Annotated in this window: 17 protein-coding genes and 2 tRNA genes; 4 read left to right on the top strand and 15 right to left on the bottom strand. The window is 67.2% G+C overall.

Features of this window, described 5'->3' with window-relative positions:
• Positions 1–64: 64 nt before the first annotated feature.
• A complete protein-coding gene (locus tag ASF87_RS10480; protein WP_056375790.1) occupies positions 65–430 on the bottom strand; it encodes a winged helix-turn-helix transcriptional regulator in 366 nt (121 codons plus the stop codon).
• Positions 431–524: 94 nt separating this feature from the next.
• On the opposite strand from ASF87_RS10480, the gene ASF87_RS10475 reads away from it, so the two are divergent.
• The gene (locus tag ASF87_RS10475; protein WP_056375789.1) at positions 525–1,370 is read left to right on the top strand and encodes an SDR family oxidoreductase; all 846 of its coding nucleotides are present in this window, start codon (positions 525–527) and stop codon (positions 1,368–1,370) included.
• Positions 1,371–1,448: 78 nt separating this feature from the next.
• Here ASF87_RS10475 and ASF87_RS10470 read toward each other — a convergent pair whose 3' ends face one another.
• The 7 genes from ASF87_RS10470 to ASF87_RS10440 all read right to left on the bottom strand — a co-directional run bounded on the left by ASF87_RS10470 (position 1,449) and on the right by ASF87_RS10440 (position 6,975).
• Positions 1,449–1,802 carry a hypothetical protein gene (locus ASF87_RS10470; protein ID WP_056375788.1) on the bottom strand — a complete coding sequence of 118 codons (354 nt, stop codon included), beginning with the start codon at positions 1,800–1,802 and terminating at the stop codon, positions 1,449–1,451.
• Complete coding sequence (locus tag ASF87_RS10465; protein ID WP_042539137.1) at positions 1,799–2,422, bottom strand: Asp23/Gls24 family envelope stress response protein; 624 nt, start codon at positions 2,420–2,422, stop codon at positions 1,799–1,801. The genes ASF87_RS10470 and ASF87_RS10465 overlap by 4 nt, the downstream gene beginning before the upstream one ends.
• Positions 2,419–2,985 carry an RNA polymerase sigma factor gene (locus tag ASF87_RS10460; protein ID WP_056375787.1) on the bottom strand — a complete coding sequence of 189 codons (567 nt, stop codon included), beginning with the start codon at positions 2,983–2,985 and terminating at the stop codon, positions 2,419–2,421. Before ASF87_RS10460 ends, ASF87_RS10465 begins: the two co-directional genes overlap by 4 nt.
• A 123-nt stretch (positions 2,986–3,108) precedes the next feature.
• Positions 3,109–3,576, bottom strand: coding sequence for an Asp23/Gls24 family envelope stress response protein (locus ASF87_RS10455; protein ID WP_082508900.1), 468 nt, complete (start codon positions 3,574–3,576; stop codon positions 3,109–3,111).
• A 160-nt stretch (positions 3,577–3,736) separates the two neighbouring features.
• On the bottom strand, positions 3,737–4,930 hold the full coding sequence (locus ASF87_RS10450) for a M20 metallopeptidase family protein (RefSeq protein ID WP_056375785.1): 1,194 nt from the start codon (positions 4,928–4,930) through the stop codon (positions 3,737–3,739).
• 3 nt (positions 4,931–4,933) lie between these two features.
• Positions 4,934–6,370 (bottom strand): MFS transporter, encoded by a 1,437-nt coding sequence (locus ASF87_RS10445; RefSeq protein WP_082508835.1) that lies wholly within the window; start codon positions 6,368–6,370, stop codon positions 4,934–4,936.
• The gene (locus ASF87_RS10440) at positions 6,367–6,975 is read right to left on the bottom strand and encodes a TetR/AcrR family transcriptional regulator (protein WP_056375783.1); all 609 of its coding nucleotides are present in this window, start codon (positions 6,973–6,975) and stop codon (positions 6,367–6,369) included. The genes ASF87_RS10445 and ASF87_RS10440 overlap by 4 nt, the downstream gene beginning before the upstream one ends.
• Before the next feature lie 106 nt (positions 6,976–7,081).
• Between ASF87_RS10440 and ASF87_RS10435 the strand changes: the two genes are divergently transcribed.
• Both ASF87_RS10435 and ASF87_RS10430 read left to right on the top strand, forming a co-directional pair.
• A complete protein-coding gene (locus ASF87_RS10435; RefSeq protein ID WP_056375782.1) occupies positions 7,082–7,696 on the top strand; it encodes a TetR/AcrR family transcriptional regulator in 615 nt (204 codons plus the stop codon).
• Entirely contained in the window at positions 7,697–9,373 is a 1,677-nt protein-coding gene (locus tag ASF87_RS10430) for an MDR family MFS transporter (protein WP_056375781.1), read from the top strand.
• 65 nt (positions 9,374–9,438) lie between these two features.
• Here the strand turns inward: ASF87_RS10430 and ASF87_RS10425 are convergent, their stop codons facing one another.
• Positions 9,439–9,621: a hypothetical protein gene (locus ASF87_RS10425; RefSeq protein ID WP_056375780.1), complete on the bottom strand. Its 183-nt coding sequence runs from the start codon at positions 9,619–9,621 to the stop codon at positions 9,439–9,441.
• A gap of 125 nt (positions 9,622–9,746) precedes the next feature.
• On the opposite strand from ASF87_RS10425, the gene ASF87_RS10420 reads away from it, so the two are divergent.
• A complete protein-coding gene (locus tag ASF87_RS10420; protein ID WP_082508834.1) occupies positions 9,747–10,352 on the top strand; it encodes a GNAT family N-acetyltransferase in 606 nt (201 codons plus the stop codon).
• A gap of 4 nt (positions 10,353–10,356) precedes the next feature.
• Here the strand turns inward: ASF87_RS10420 and ASF87_RS10415 are convergent.
• The 6 genes from ASF87_RS10415 to ASF87_RS10390 form a co-directional block, all read right to left on the bottom strand.
• A tRNA-Met gene (locus tag ASF87_RS10415) sits at positions 10,357–10,430 on the bottom strand.
• Positions 10,431–10,464: 34 nt separating this feature from the next.
• Positions 10,465–10,536: transfer RNA gene (locus ASF87_RS10410), tRNA-Thr, on the bottom strand.
• 67 nt (positions 10,537–10,603) lie between these two features.
• Positions 10,604–11,887, bottom strand: coding sequence for a M23 family metallopeptidase (locus ASF87_RS10405; RefSeq protein WP_056375779.1), 1,284 nt, complete (start codon positions 11,885–11,887; stop codon positions 10,604–10,606).
• 124 nt (positions 11,888–12,011) lie between these two features.
• Positions 12,012–12,806, bottom strand: a complete 795-nt coding sequence (locus ASF87_RS10400) for an inositol monophosphatase family protein (protein WP_056375778.1) — start codon at positions 12,804–12,806, stop codon at positions 12,012–12,014.
• Positions 12,803–13,705, bottom strand: coding sequence for a hypothetical protein (locus tag ASF87_RS10395; protein WP_157550054.1), 903 nt, complete (start codon positions 13,703–13,705; stop codon positions 12,803–12,805). The genes ASF87_RS10400 and ASF87_RS10395 overlap by 4 nt, the downstream gene beginning before the upstream one ends.
• A gap of 167 nt (positions 13,706–13,872) precedes the next feature.
• Positions 13,873–14,667 (bottom strand): enoyl-CoA hydratase/isomerase family protein, encoded by a 795-nt coding sequence (locus ASF87_RS10390; RefSeq protein WP_056375776.1) that lies wholly within the window; start codon positions 14,665–14,667, stop codon positions 13,873–13,875.
• Between the last annotated feature and the right edge of the window lie 17 nt (positions 14,668–14,684).

Genomic DNA, 14,684 nt, shown 5'->3' with positions numbered 1-14,684 from the left:
ATCCTTTTCTTTCACCGACGGATTCAGTGGTCATCGGCGCTGAGATGCGACGGAATCCGTCGAGCTAATCTCGCTCGATCATTCCATCGGCGTGGTCGGCGACCCACTCGACGAGCGGCAGCATTCGCTGCATGAGATCGCGGCCGAGTGGCGTCAGGCTGTACTCGACGTGCGGGGGCACCCTCGGGAAGGATTCGCGGCGCACGAGCCCGTCGTCCGCCAGGGTGCGCAGGGTGGAGGCGAGCATCTTCTCGCTGATGCCGCCGACCTCGCGGCGCAACTCGCCCCAGCGACGGGTTCCGTCGGAGAGCGACGAGAGCACCAGCACTCCCCACTTGCTCATCACGTGGTCGAGGATCACTCGGGTGCTGCATCCAGGCTCGAAGATCTGCGGGGTCGCCTCCCGGATCTGCGCATAACTAACCGTCATGTACGTACCTTACTTCAAAGTCGGTACCCATCAGCTGGAATGTTCGTCGCGGGTGGGGCGGTTGTCGCTCATGTCACCTACGAAAGGACACCCCATGACCATCCTCGTCACCGGCGCGACCGGCAACCTCGGACGCCTCGTCATCGCCAGCCTCCTCGAGCGCGGCGCCGACCCGCAGTCGATCGTCGCCGGCGCGCGCGACGTCGCGAAGGCCGAGGATCTTGGCGTGCGGGTCGCGCGACTGGACTACACCGACCCCTCCTCCGTCGCTGCAGCCGTCGAGGGCGTCGACAGCGTCCTGCTCATCTCGGGTTCGGAGGTCGGCCAGCGCGTCGCCCAGCACCAGTCCGTCATCGATGCCGCCAAGGCCGCTGGAGTGACGAAGTTCGTCTACACCAGCGCTCCGAAGGCGACGACGAGCGATCTCGTGCTCGCCCCCGAGCACAAGGCGACAGAAGAGCTCATCGCGGCCTCGGACCTCCCCTCGGTGATCCTGCGCAACAACTGGTACACCGAGAACTACGCCGCCGACGTCGCCCGTGCTGCCGAGACCGGCGTGCTCGCCTCCGGAGCCGGTGACGGACGAGTCGCCTCCGCGAGCCGCAAGGACTTCGCCGAAGCGGCAGCCGTCGTGCTGCTCGAGGACGGTCACATCGGCCAGGTGTACGAGCTCGGCGGCGACGTCGCGTGGAACTACACCGAACTCGCCGGTGCGATCGCCGAGGTCACGGGCCGCGAGGTGGAGTACCAGCCGCTCACCGCCGACGAGCAGCTCGCCGGCCTCCAGGCCGCCGGCGTCGACGAGGGCACCGCAGGATTCGTCGTCGCTCTCGACTCCGGCATCGCCGCAGGCGCGCTCGCAGACACGGACGGCACCCTCGCCCGGCTGATCGGCCGACCGACCACCCCCCTCGTCGACGGCATCCGCGCGATCGCCTGATCAGCCGTTCACCCGTTCACACAGCCGAGAGGCGCCGATCCTCACCCAGGATCGGCGCCTCCGCGCGCTCACGCGCACTCAGTCCGACGATGCCTCCCGGGGGTGGACGTACGCGATCGTGAGCGCGATCTCGACGGGCCCCAGCCCGTCGTCCGCGAGGACCTTGTCGATCGCCGCGCGGACATCTCGGAGCAGCTCGAGGGCGTTCGCCGAGTACTCGACACCGAGCGATGCCTCGACCTCGACGCCGTCGTCATCCGTTCGGACGGCCACGAGAGCCTCATCGCTCCGGCTGATGCCGATCGCCACGGCCCCTTCTCCGACGATGTTCGACACCAGCGAGCCCGCTCGGTAGACGTTGCGCACGCCGGGCGTCGCCAGCACCGCCGCCTCGATCCGCTCGGCGAGTCCCGGTAGGGCTGTGGTGCTCATGAGGTCTCCTCCGCTGCACTGCTGATCCGTTGGATGTCTCGCACCGTGACGTCGATCGAGGTCACGGTGAGGTCCGTCTGCCGGTGCAGACGCTCCGCGATCTCGGCGCGAAGCCGCTCGACCGCGGTCGGGATGGACTCCCCGTAGATGGCGTTGACCTCGATCGCGATCCGGATCGGCTCGCCCACGACGGTGACGTCTCCGTCGAGAGTCGACCGACCGACCATGATGCCGGGCACGGCGTTCTCCGCCGAGCGGATGAGTCCCCGGACCGCGCCTTCCGTGATGCCGAAGTCCACGGAGGGGTCGGATTCGTCGAACGGGATGCGGCGTCCTGCACGGGCATCCAGCGCGATCCCCGAGAGGATGCGGTCGACCCAGCTGTCGTCGACCTCCGGCCTCGCCGCGGCATCCGCTTCGATCAGCTGTCCCCCCAGACCCTGCAGCCGCTCGAGCGCGTCCAGCGCGAGCTGGCACCCGGGCGAGCCCTCGATCGACGGGTCGACGGGAAGCCTGCCTGCCTCGAGGTAGTCACTCAGCTCTTCGAGGGTGTGCCCGTCGAGATCGCTCGGCTCGAGTCCGAGCTGACGCACGTCGGGAGCCTTCTGCTCTTCAGTCATCGCCAGGCCTCCATTCGCGCGATCATGAACTTTCTGGCTCGAGCGAGAAGGCCCCGTGCCGTCGACACCGAGATGTCGAGCTCCGAGGCGATCTCGTCGTACGAGTAGCCGCCCATCTCTCTCAGCACCCAGCATTCACGCTGAGCAGCGGGCAGCTCCTGCAACGCCGCACCGAGCGCCTCGATCCCCGCCCGTGCCTCCACCACACGCGCGGGCGCGTCGTGCGCGGGAGCCGCCTGCTCCATGTCATCGACGTCGAGCGTCGGTCGCAGCGCGCGAATGCGGTCCACCGCCTTGCGGCTCACGATGCGCATCAGCCAGCTCTTGACCTTCGCCGGGTCGTCGAGCTCGGAGAACCGCTGCCATGCGGTCACGAACGTCTCTTGCACGATGTCGTCGACATCGGCCGAGGCATTCAGCATGCGCTGCGTGTACGCACGCATCATCGGCGTGTACCTGCGCACCAGCACCGCGAACGCGGCCACGTCGCCGTCCATCGCCCGACCGGCGACGATCCGGTCGTCAGCCTGCTCGAGAGCAGAGCGAAATCGTTCCCCAGCCATGCGTCGACTCCCTCTTCCATGCCCCGTGTGATGTTCGGAGCAGACGCGCCGACGGATCGGATCGACGATCCGACGGCGTGGTCACGAGATGCTGATCCGATCGTTGACACGCAACTCGCGGAACTACAGGACACGTGTCTCCGCGCCGTCGTCGGCGGCGACCGAGTCGTCGCTCGCGTCGTCGTCTGAGGGGATGTGCACGTCGTTGATGGTGACGTTGACCTCGACCGCCTGCTTGCCGACGAACTCGCTCATCGCGACGGAGATCGCGGCGCGCACGTCATCAGCGACCTTCTGCAGCGATACCGGGTACTCGGCGACGATGGTCACATCGATGGCGACCTGGGTCTCGCCGACCTCGACGCTGACGCCCTGGGTGAGGTCCGTCGAGTTGAGGGCGTCGCGGATGGCACCGACCGCGCGCGCTGCTCCGCCGCCGAGGGCGTAGACGCCGGGAACCTCACGAGCTGCGATGCCGGCGATCTTGGCGACGACGCCGTTCTCGATGATGGTCTGGCCGGTCGAGGCGACGGTCGAACCTGCCGGGGCGACCTGGACCTTGGGCTGCTGTGCGTTCGAGACGTTCGCCATCATGTGCTCCTTCATCAGTGAGTGGGATCCCCAGCGGGGAGGGCCGCAGTGCAGCGACACCACTAAGACGGATGCTACGAACGATTCGTCACAAATTGGTCGTGAATCATGACGGAGGCCGCCCCCCCGAGTGGGGAGCGGCCTCAGATCAGAGTCGATGTCAGCGCGCCGTGCGGGCGAATGCGACGGATGCCAGTGCCGCGGACTGGTCGCCGAGCACCGCGTCGTCGAACACGACCCGCGGCGAGTGGTTCCACTCGATCGTGCTCGGATCGGCATCGGGCGGCGAGGTCATCAACGCGATGAACGTGCCGGGAACCTCGTTCAGCACGAACGCGAAGTCCTCCGACCCCATCATCGGCGTCGGCATCATCACGACCCGCTGCTCCCCGAACGCACCCCGCAGGACGTCGACCGTCTCGGCCGTCTCCTCCGGGTCGTTCACTGTCACCGGATACATCGTGTCGAACCGGACCTCCGCCGACAGCCCATGGGCGGTCGCCACTCCCTCGATCACCCGGGGCAGTCCCTCCTGCAGCGTCGCGAGAGATGCCGGCGACATGTTGCGGACCGTCGCCGCCAGCTCGACCTGCTCAGGAATGACGTTGACCGCTCCGTCTCCCGCCGAGAGTCGGGTCACCGACAGCACGACGGGGTCGAACGCATCGAACCGCCGTGTCACGAAACTCTGCAGCGCGAGCACGATCTCGGCCGCCGCGGGCACCGGGTCGAGCGTCTGGTGCGGCTGCGATCCGTGCCCTCCTCGCCCCCTCACCGTGACGAAGAGCTGATTGGACCCGGCGGCCACCGCTCCGCCTCTCGTCGCGAAGATGCCTCGGGGTCCCGGGGCCACATGGATCGCGTAGGCGGCGACCGGTCGCTCTCCCGCAGCGTCGAGCAGCCCCTCCTCGATCATGATCTTCGCTCCGCCATGCCCCTCCTCCCCCGGCTGGAACATGAAGATCACCGAGCCGCGCAGCTCGTCGCGACGCGCAGCGAGCAGCTTCGCCGCGCCGACCAGTCCTGCGGTGTGCAGGTCGTGGCCGCACGCGTGCATGGTGCCGTTGACGGAGGCGAAATCGAGGCCGGTCGTCTCCTCGATCGGCAGGGCGTCCATGTCGCCGCGCAGCAGCACCGCGGGCCCCGGCAGCCCTCCGCGCAGCACCGCCACCACCGAGGTGGTGCGAGTGCCGGTGGTGATCTCCAGCGGAAGCCCTGCGAGGGCGTCGAGCACCTTCTGCTGCGTGCGAGGGAGGTCCAGTCCGAGCTCGGGGTCGGCGTGCAGGGCGCGGCGCAGCGCGACCAGATCGGGCAGGATCGCGACGGCATCCGCCGCGAAGTCGGGGATGGTCAAAGGTCAGCCTTTCGTGAGGGCGGGGTCGGTCTCGTGCGGCATCCGCATGAATGCGAGCGCGAACGCGGCGACGATGAATGCCCCGGCGCAGACGCTCCAGATCGTGATGTAGCCGCCGATCGACGAGCTGAGGGATCCGGATGCCGTGAAGCCCGCGAGCAGCACGGCGAACACCGCGCCCGCGGCCGAACCCCCGAGGGTGCGCAACGAGTTGTAGACGCCGGTCGCGATGCCGGTCGAGTCGCTCGGCGCCAGTTCGGCGACGAGTGCGGGAAGCGCACCGAGGAGGAACCCCATGCCGATGCCGTTGATCGCCGAGATCACGAAGATCTGCCAGAGCTCATCGTGGAACGCGATCTGGATGAGAGATCCCGACGCGGCGAGAACCGCACCCGTCACCAGCACCGCACGGATGCCGATCCGGCGCGCGATCGGCGCGAAGGTCGCTGCCCCCACGGTTGCGAGGATCGTCACCACCGCCGTGACCGCCGACGCTGTTCCCGCGGACGCCGCGAAGCCGTAGCCCGCGGTATCGGGATCGGCCGTCAGGAACGTCGTCGAGGGAGCCTGCGCACCGAACATCACCATGCCGAACAGGAATGCCGTGAGGTAGACGGGCCCGAGGCGCGGCGAGACGATCAGCCGCACATCGATCGCGGGTGACGTGACGCGCAGCTCCCACAGCACCCAGAGCACGAAGATGACGACTGCCGCAGCGAGGGTGGCGATCGTCGTGGCCGAGGCGAATCCGTCAGTCGACGCCAAGCGCAGACCGAACAGCAGCACGACCATCGCGAGTCCGATGCCGATGAATCCGACGACGTCGATCTTCGCCCCGGTGCGCGACGTGGATTCGGGCACCTTGAAGAAGACCGCGTAGACGCTGACTGCGACGAACAGCACGGGCACCAGCAGTGTCAGCGTGAGTGTGGGCAGGATCGCGGAGAAGATGCCGGCCGAGATCGTCCCGAGAATGGCGCCGCCCGTCAGGCACGACACGAGCAGGCCGATCGAGGTGCGAGCCGTCTCGCCCTTGATGCGGTTGTGCACGAGAGCGATCTCGAGCGGCAACCACACCGCGAGTGGCCCCACGAGGATGCGAGCGGCGAGCACCAGCGGGTAGCTCGGCAGGAACGCGGTGACGAGAGTGCCGATCAGCACCGCGACCACGGCGATCCGGAGCATCCGGCGATGCCCGAAGATGTCTCCGAGCTTGGAGAGCAGCGGCACGCAGACTGCTGCGGCCAGGGTCTGGACCGTGAGGAACCAGGTGATGTCGGCGTCGGAGACCTGGAGATGGCCGGCGATCTCGCCGAGCAGAGGGGCGTAGAACCCCTGGACGAATCCGCTCGCGAGTTCGCAGAAGACGAGGAAGCCGACGACCGCGCGAGCGCTCACGTTCGGCAGGGATCGGGTGAGGGGTGGAGTGTCAGTGGTCAAGGGGAAGCCTGTTCATCAGCGTCTGCAAGGCGACGCGGCGGGGTGCTGACGAGAGCGTCGATGATGTCGACGTAGTGGCGCTCATCGATGTGGATGCGCTTGACGGACTGCCGGTACAGGGTGAGCCCGGCGATCGTGTCGAGGAGGATGTCGTGGTGGACGTCCTCCGGGAGTTCGCCTCGGGCGATGGCGCGGTCGATGATCTCGACGCCCTGCCGACGGCGGTGCTGGAAGAAGGAGTCCCACAGCGTGGGAAAGACATCGGGCTCGAACATGGCGCGCAGCCCGTGGCTCTGCTCGGGCGACAGCTCCTGGTTGCGCTGGTTCTGCAGCACGTGCTCGAGCAGATCGCCACGGATGTCTCCTCGATCGGGCATGGCTCCGATCTCGACCTGCGAGCGGAGCACCGCGGCGACGAGCGCGCCCTTGTCTGCGTAGCGGCGATAGATCGCGGTCTTGCCGCAGCCGACCGCCTTCGACACCTGCTCCACGCTGAGTGCCTGATAGCCGTGCCGGCCGAGCATCTCTCCTGCGGTCGCGAGGATGCGTCGAGTGAGGTCCTCGTCGGTGGGACGGCCGGGCTTCTCGATCGGATCAGAGGTCATGGCCCAACGATACGATACGGAGTGTTTCGTAAGTATTACGGATGCGAAACGATGTGAAGTGTGACTCACAGTGCACTCTTAGGTTTGGAGTGCAATATTGCACTCTATGAATGAGAGTGCAGAGTCATTGCGAGACCAGCGCAGGCGCGAGACGACTCGCGCGCTCACCGATGCGGCGCGCCGCCTGACGACGGAACGCGGCTTCGCCGGCTTCACCGTCGAGGAGCTCTGCACCGAAGTGGGCGTCTCGCGGCGCACGTTCTTCAACTACTTCGAGAGCAAAGAGAACGCCGTCTTCGGGTTCGCCGCGATCGACTTCCGACAGGAGGCTCTCGAAGCCGAGTTCGTCACCCAGAGCGGCGAGCTGCTCGATGACTTCATCCGACTGACGATCGCCCGATTCGAGCTCTTCAACCCGCTCGATGACGCGCCGGCCATGTTCGCGGTGATCGAGCAGGAGCCTCGGCTGCTCAAGGCCGCGTTCGAGCAGCTGGCGAAGAACGAGCGTCGCGACATGGAGCTCGTCGTGCGGCGAAGCGGCGAGGGCGCCGCCGATGCCGAGTTGCACGCCGAGGTCATGGTCCACACCGTCGGCGCGCTGGTGCGCCTGTGCATGGACCAACTGCTGCACCATCACTCGACCGATTCCTTCAGCGATCTCGTCAGGCGTCGCCTCGAGATCGCTCGCGCCGTGTTCGCACCATCACAGAAAGCCGACTGAATGTCCGCCACAGCCACCAAGGACGCGCCGTTCCTGCTCACCAAGCGGCGCATCTGGATCATCTTCAGCGCCCTGATCGCCGGGATGCTGCTCTCGAGCCTCGACCAGACGATCGTCTCGACCGCCATGCCGACGATCGTCGGACAGCTCGGCGGCGTCGACCATCAGGTCTGGATCACCACCGCCTACCTGCTGGCGACCACGATCGTCATGCCGATCTACGGCAAGTTCGGTGACGTCCTCGGCCGACGCAACCTGTTCCTCGTCGCGATCGCGCTGTTCACGCTCGCGTCGGTCGGCTGCGCCTTCGCCACCGACTTCTGGATGTTCGTCACCTTCCGCGCGCTGCAGGGCCTCGGCGGCGGCGGACTCATGATCCTGTCGCAGGCGATCATCGCCGACATCGTCCCCGCGAACGAACGCGGAAAGTACATGGGTCCGCTCGGCGCCGTGTTCGGTCTCTCTGCGGTGGCCGGTCCGCTGCTCGGAGGCTTCTTCGTCGACCACCTGACGTGGCAGTGGGCGTTCTACATCAACATCCCCGTCGGCATCGCAGCGTTCATCATCGCGCTCGTCGCGTTGAAGCTGCCGAGCAAGAAGGCTCAGAAGCCGATCGACATCTTCGGCGTGATCTTCCTGTCGATCGCGACCACCTGCCTGATCTTCTTCACCGACTTCGGCGGCGACAAGGAGTTCGGCTGGGATTCGCTCGCGACCTGGGCCTGGGGCGCGGGTCTCGTCGTGGCCGCGACAGCCTTCGTGATCACGGAGGCGAAGGTGCAGGATCCGATCATCCCGCTGAGCCTCTTCCGCAACCCGATCTTCGTCAACGCCACCGCGATCGGACTCGTGCTCGGCATCGGCATGTTCGCGGCGATCGGCTTCGTGCCCACGTTCCTGCAGATGTCGTCCGGCACGTCGGCCGCCGCGTCTGGTCTGCTGATGATCCCGATGATGGTCGGACTGATCGGTACATCCATCTTCTCGGGTATCGCGATCTCGAAGACCGGGAGGTACAAGGTCTACCCGATCGTCGGCACGATCCTGACCGGCATCGCGATGGTGGCGATGACGACGCTCTCGGCCGAGACGCCGATCTGGCTGATCTGCGCGTTCCTCTTCGTGTTCGGCGCAGGGCTCGGCCTGATCATGCAGGTCGTCGTCCTCGTCGTGCAGAATGCCGTCCCCGCCGGCGAGATCGGCACCGCGACCAGCACGAACAACTACTTCCGCGAGGTGGGCGCCTCGCTCGGCACCGCGGTGTTCGGCACGATCTTCACCACCCGCCTGACCGAGAACCTGCTCGGCGTCTTCGCCGACGCCGGGGCATCGCCCGAGGACGCATCGCAGGCGGCGTCGACCATCGACCCGGCGACGCTCAACGTGCTTCCCGATGAGGTGCGAGACGGAATCGTCACGGCCTACGCGGATGCTCTCGCTCCGGTGTTCTGGTTCCTCGTGCCGTTCATCGTGCTCGCCCTCGTGCTGTCGCTGTTCCTCAAGCAGATCCCGCTGTCTGATCAGGCCGGGCTCGTCGCCCGAGGCGAGGCCATCAGCGGCGAGGAGGCCGAGCGCCTCGAAGCCGAGCAACGAGGAACGCCCGTCCGGACCGCCGCCGGCTCGGATGGCAAGGCGCATGTCGCGGCCGAGAGCGACGCCCCTCCGACCGCTCGCTGACGCCTCTCTCACAGACCACGGGCCCGCTCCTCACATCGAGGAGCGGGCCCGTGGTGTCTGCAGTGTCAGGGAAGGTCGCCGACCTCGAGCTCGTCAGGGTGATCGGCGTTGTCGCCGTCAGCCTTCTGATCCTCACCGGGGGTCGCAGGGTCGATCTCGGGATCCGGGTCGTTCGTCACGAAATCGGCGTCCACGCCGGTCGCGTCGATCTCGGCACCTTCGTCCGGGCCTGCCTGAGGGTCTGACATGATCGCTCCTATCGTCGGGGTATCGGACGATCAGTGTGACCGGGTCGGGCCCCGAGCCGGCATCCCCTTGACATCGTCGTGCCGTGCAGCAACCGTTCCGATGGCCGTCGTGCGACCATCGGATCATGAGCGATGCCCCTCTCCTCCTTCCGACTCTCTCCGGCAGACAGGTGCGGCTCCGTGCATGGCGCGACACGGACGTCCCCCTCGTGCAGGAGGCGTCGCGCGACACGCTCATCCCGCTCGTGACCACGGTCCCGCGGACCCCCGACGAGACCGCGGCCCTGGCGTTCATCCGTCGTCAGCATCAGAGGCTCGAGTCGGGCGCGGGTTACGCGTTCGCGATCGCAGACCTCGATGATCGCGCGGTCGGTCACATCGGTCTCTTTCCGGTCGGTCGCACGCGCGCGAGCGTCGGATATTGGGTCGCTGCGTCACAGCGCCGGCGCGGCTTTGCGGCCGACGCTCTCGCCACCCTGACGTCGTGGGCATCGACTCTCGAACGCCTCGACCGTCTCGAGCTCTATGTGGAGCCGGCCAACGAAGGATCCTGGCGCGTGGCAGAGAGCGCAGGCTATGAACGCGAGGGCCTTCTGAAGGCCTGGCAGAGGATCGACGGGCGACCACGGGACATGTACATGTATGCGCAGCTCACCGAGCGCGCGCGGGTCGGGGCAGGCCGCTCCCTGAGTCCGGATACGACAAAACCCCCGGAAAACCGGGGGTCTTGATCTGTAGCAGGAGCGGGGCTTGAACCCGCGACCTCACGATTATGAGTCGTGCGCTCTGACCAGCTGAGCTACCCTGCCACACCGCATCCGCATCGCAGATACGAACGCTGTGAGCCCCGAGTCAGGATTGAACTGACGACCCCTTCCTTACCATGGAAGTGCTCTGCCACTGAGCTATCGGGGCGTGCTGCCCCTCGCGGGGCAACCACACGAGAATACCATCACTGTGGCGTCCTCATGAAATCGAGGTGTCAATACGAGGTGCGACCCGCGTTCTCTCGCAGCCACGGCAGCGGGTCGATGGTGCTGCCGTTGATGATGATCTCGAAATGCAGGTGCGCGCCGTACGAGCGGCCGGTGTTTCCGGTGTGACCGACGATGTCGCCGACCTTCACGGTCTGCCCGGCCTTGACCTGGAGCGAACCGTACTGCATGTGCGAGTAGTGGCTCGTGACGATCTGTCCGTCGATCACGTGATCGATGTAGACCGTCACGCCGTATGCAGCACCCTGCTCGGTGGCGATGCGCACGACACCGTCGGCGATCGCCTGGATGGGCGCACCTTCGCCGGGGACGAAGTCGATGCCCTCGTGAAGGCGGCCCCAACGCATGCCGTAGCCCGAGCTCATCCCCACGCCGACCTTGAAGGGCCACTGGATGGCGGCCTCTGCGTCGTTGGTGAAGACCTCGTTGGAGTAGTTGATGCCCTCTTCGGACGCCACCTGGATCAAGGAGACCGTCGAGAAGCTGTCGGAGCGCGCGAGCGACTCGTTCTGCACGTCGGAGGACGTGACGAAGGCCTGGATCTCATCGTCAGCGCTGTCCGCCGACTTGGAGCCCGATGCGGCGACGAGAGACGTGGCCGCGAGCGACGGCGAGCCCTGCACTGCGGCGACGGCCTCAGCCGGAAGGGTCATTCCGACCGCGAGGAGTCCGGCCAGGCTCATGACACCGACGGTCGCACCGACCGTGAGGAACTTGCGCGCCGATGGACGACGACGGGCGACGTGCTCGACAGGCGTCTCTTCGGCCGCAGGGGCGTCAGGCTCGACTGTCGGCTCGGACGCGCTCTCCGAGGCGACGCGACGGAATGCGCGGGCCGCGGTCTCGAACGCGTCATCGGTGCTCGGACGGCGGTCACCGGCGTCGTCGCGCTCGGCGCGCAGAGGCTCTGAATCAGCGTCTTCGACCATCGCGGGCATAGCCGCAGGCTCGACGACAGGTTCCACGACCGGCTCGACGACGACCTCGGGAGCCTCAGTCGGCTTCACCGCGACGACGTCTGCGGAATCGGATGCTGCTGACGCTGCGGCGACGGCGGTCGCCGTGATGAGCACCTCTGCGGTGTTCAGCCGTTGGCGGGCGGCGCGGCGCGACATCGGGGTCTCGGATGCGACGGACGCGGATTCGGATACGGGTGCAGCTTCGGAGACGGCTTCCGTCACTCCTGCCGCAGAGGCCTCGAAGGCCGCAGTGCGGGGACGGCTGGACCGGCGCGTGGGCGCAGAGGCAGCCTGGGGATTCTCGAAGGGCAAGTCAGATTCTCTCGGGTTTAAAACGTCAAGCTCGGGGGCGCTTACGACCTTCACCGATTCGGGCCGATGAAAGTAACGATCGGATAAACCCTAGCCTGATCCACCTGTGAATGCCATGAATCGTTCACGTTTCATCGCGAAGAATATCGAGCACGCGTCGGTGGACCTCGGTTCCACCCGCGATGAGCATGGGTCTCATCGAGTCCCGGTCGATCAGCGAGACGCTGCCTCCGGCCTCCACGACGAGAAGCGCGCCCGCCGCGTGATCCCAGGGCTTCAGACCGCGCTCGAAGTAGCCGTCCAGGCGTCCGGCGGCCACGAACGCGAGGTCCAGCGCGGCGGAACCGGCGCGTCGGAGATCCCTGGCGATCGGCATGATCCTGCGTACTGTGGCGAGGTCGCCGTCGTGCGTCGCCGGGTCATAGCCGAAGCCGGTCGCCAACAGCGCACCGGCCGGCGTCTCGGTCGTGACCGAAAGCCTCGTCTCTTCCAGAAATGCGCCGTGGCCCGTCGCCGCGGTGAACATCTCTGCGGATGCCGGGGCGTAGACGGCCGCGGCGAGCGCCTCCCACTCCCCCGCGACAGCGCTGCCGCGCACCGCCGCGATGCTCACCGCGTAGGAGGGAATCCCGTAGGCGTAGTTCACCGTGCCGTCGATCGGATCGACGACCCAGGTGATTCCGCTCTCGCCCCGCTCGGCCTCGGATTCCTCACCGAGGAAGCCGTCGCCCGGCCGAGCGACCCGCAGCCGTTCACGGATGAGTATCTCGACCTCGCGGTCGGCGTCGGTCACGATGTCTGCGAGCGTCGACTTCGTCGCGGCGAGGTGCACGCCCTCGGCGCGACGCAAGCGCGCCAGGTCGCCGGCCTCGCGTGCGATCCGAGAGGCGAGGTCGACGAGCTCGAGTTCGAGGCTCACTGCGGCGGGAACGGCGGAGCCGGCGGATAGGCAGCGGGCGCCTGCGGCACCGGAGGCGCGGGCTGCGCCTGCGAGTACGGCTCAGGGGCAGTCGGGAAAGGTGCGACCGGGAACGGCTGCGGGGCGGGGGGTGCGGGCAGCGCCTGCCGGGGCGCCTGCGGAGCCTGAGCCGACGGGTGACCGGTGTAGTAAGCGTTCCAGTCCGGCGAGCCGTCAGGCAGCACAGGCAGTGGGGTGCGACCGTCGGCATATGTCGGCCATGCGGGGGCGGCAGCGACGCCGTGAGCGTCGGCAGCCCGGGGGCCTGCAGGCTTGCGAGGAGCGAACAGAGCGTTCAGCAGGGGAATCAACGTGGTCCCCACCGCCGCGAGGATCGTGAGCGCCACGACGATGCGCCAGTAGAGCTCGCCGTAGTCGAACGTGTTCGGGAACGTGAGGAAGAAGATCAGCATGCCCACAAGACCACCGAGGAACACGATCGTCGCGATGTAGATGATCCGGGTGAACGTCGTCACGTGTCGCTGGGCAGCCGGCGTGAACAGCCGCACATGCAACAGCGCGAGTTGGAGGATTCCCACGACCAGGAGCAGCTGGAAGAAACGCTCGGCACCGGTGAAGAACTGATCGTCCTCCGGCAGCCAGATCTTGACGGCTCCGACCAACAGAGCGACGATCCAGCTGACCATGCTCGACAGGGCGAGCCAGTCGGGACGGTTCGGCGCGAGTCCTGCCTCGAGGATCGCGATGCCTGCGAATGCGGCGAGCAGGAGGATGGTGAGGAACGCCCGGCCGATCAATCCGTCCTGATCACCGACCAGCACCCAGACGACGCAGACGAGCGCGGCGGCGATGAGCGCGCCGATGGCGATCCAGATCGCCCCCCTGATGAGAAGGGACATGTTCTTCTTCTCGACCGGCACAGGGGGCTGCGGGGAGATCTCCGGCTGCGTCATCGCGTTCCTCTCGTTGGGCGGCGTTGCGTTCATCCTTGCATGCGCCGGCGCGAGGGCAGCAGTGGCGGCGCGATCCGTGGATACATCGGGGCGAACCGGCTCACGTGCAGTGATCAGCTCTTGCGTGCGGAGGAGGCGGCGAATGCGGCGATCCGGGCCTGGGCGTCCGGCGTCGCCATGGCGGCCCCGATCGACCGCGCCTCCTCGCTCAGCTGCTCTGCGAACGTCCGCTCGGGCTGCGAGCGAACGAGTCGCTTCGCGTGTCCGTAGGCCTCCGCCGCCCCGGCAAGCCAGAAGCGTGCGACCTCCTCGGCACGGACTCGGACCAGATCGGCTTCGTCCGCGGAGCCGGCCCCCTCGACGGCCTCTGCGACGAGGCCCCACTCCACGGCCTCAGCGGCGGACAGCAGGCGGTCCTGCAGCACCAGCTGCAGCGCTCGACGCTGTCCGACGGCTCGAGCGAGCTGGGCCGAGACCGAGAGGTCGGGGGTCAGCCCGATGTTCGCATACAGACTGCCGAGGCGAGACCGCGATCCGACGACGGCGTAGTCACTACTGAGAAGGATGCCGAGTCCACCGCCCGCCGTGGTGCCATGCGCTGCGGCGACCACGGGCACTGCGGACTCCGCCAAGGAGCGGATGCCGGTGTTGATGACTTCGGCGAGCGCGATGATGTCGTCGGCTGACCCCATCGTCGTCGCCATGTCGATCACGTCGCCACCCGCGCAGAACGCGGGACCCGCCGCGTCGATCAGGATCGCCGTGACGTCTGACCGCGACGTGGCCTCTGCCGTCGCATCCCGCCAGGCGTGCGCGAGATCGGCGTTGAAAGCATTGAGCCTCGCGGGGCGGTTCAGCGTGAGCCTGGCCAGTCCCTCATCGACGGCGAACAGGATGGCGTCGTTCATGGCTTCTCCTTCGAGCG

Origin of the sequence: Microbacterium sp. Leaf161 (assembly GCF_001423645.1) — a bacterium.
Taxonomy (GTDB): Bacteria; Actinomycetota; Actinomycetes; order Actinomycetales; family Microbacteriaceae; genus Microbacterium; species Microbacterium forte.
The sequence above is the reverse complement of the archived record's forward strand: the minus strand, read 5'-3'. Positions and strand labels throughout refer to the sequence as shown.

Coding starts and splice junctions, on each gene's coding strand:
- ASF87_RS10480 (WP_056375790.1), bottom strand. CDS start 430: ATGACGGTTAGTTATGCGCAGATCCGGGAGGCGACCCCGCAGATCTTC.
- ASF87_RS10475 (WP_056375789.1), top strand. CDS start 525: ATGACCATCCTCGTCACCGGCGCGACCGGCAACCTCGGACGCCTCGTC.
- ASF87_RS10470 (WP_056375788.1), bottom strand. CDS start 1,802: ATGAGCACCACAGCCCTACCGGGACTCGCCGAGCGGATCGAGGCGGCG.
- ASF87_RS10465 (WP_042539137.1), bottom strand. CDS start 2,422: ATGACTGAAGAGCAGAAGGCTCCCGACGTGCGTCAGCTCGGACTCGAG.
- ASF87_RS10460 (WP_056375787.1), bottom strand. CDS start 2,985: ATGGCTGGGGAACGATTTCGCTCTGCTCTCGAGCAGGCTGACGACCGG.
- ASF87_RS10455 (WP_082508900.1), bottom strand. CDS start 3,576: ATGGCGAACGTCTCGAACGCACAGCAGCCCAAGGTCCAGGTCGCCCCG.
- ASF87_RS10440 (WP_056375783.1), bottom strand. CDS start 6,975: ATGACCTCTGATCCGATCGAGAAGCCCGGCCGTCCCACCGACGAGGAC.
- ASF87_RS10435 (WP_056375782.1), top strand. CDS start 7,082: ATGAATGAGAGTGCAGAGTCATTGCGAGACCAGCGCAGGCGCGAGACG.
- ASF87_RS10430 (WP_056375781.1), top strand. CDS start 7,697: ATGTCCGCCACAGCCACCAAGGACGCGCCGTTCCTGCTCACCAAGCGG.
- ASF87_RS10425 (WP_056375780.1), bottom strand. CDS start 9,621: ATGTCAGACCCTCAGGCAGGCCCGGACGAAGGTGCCGAGATCGACGCG.
- ASF87_RS10420 (WP_082508834.1), top strand. CDS start 9,747: ATGAGCGATGCCCCTCTCCTCCTTCCGACTCTCTCCGGCAGACAGGTG.
- ASF87_RS10395 (WP_157550054.1), bottom strand. CDS start 13,705: ATGTCCCTTCTCATCAGGGGGGCGATCTGGATCGCCATCGGCGCGCTC.
- ASF87_RS10390 (WP_056375776.1), bottom strand. CDS start 14,667: ATGAACGACGCCATCCTGTTCGCCGTCGATGAGGGACTGGCCAGGCTC.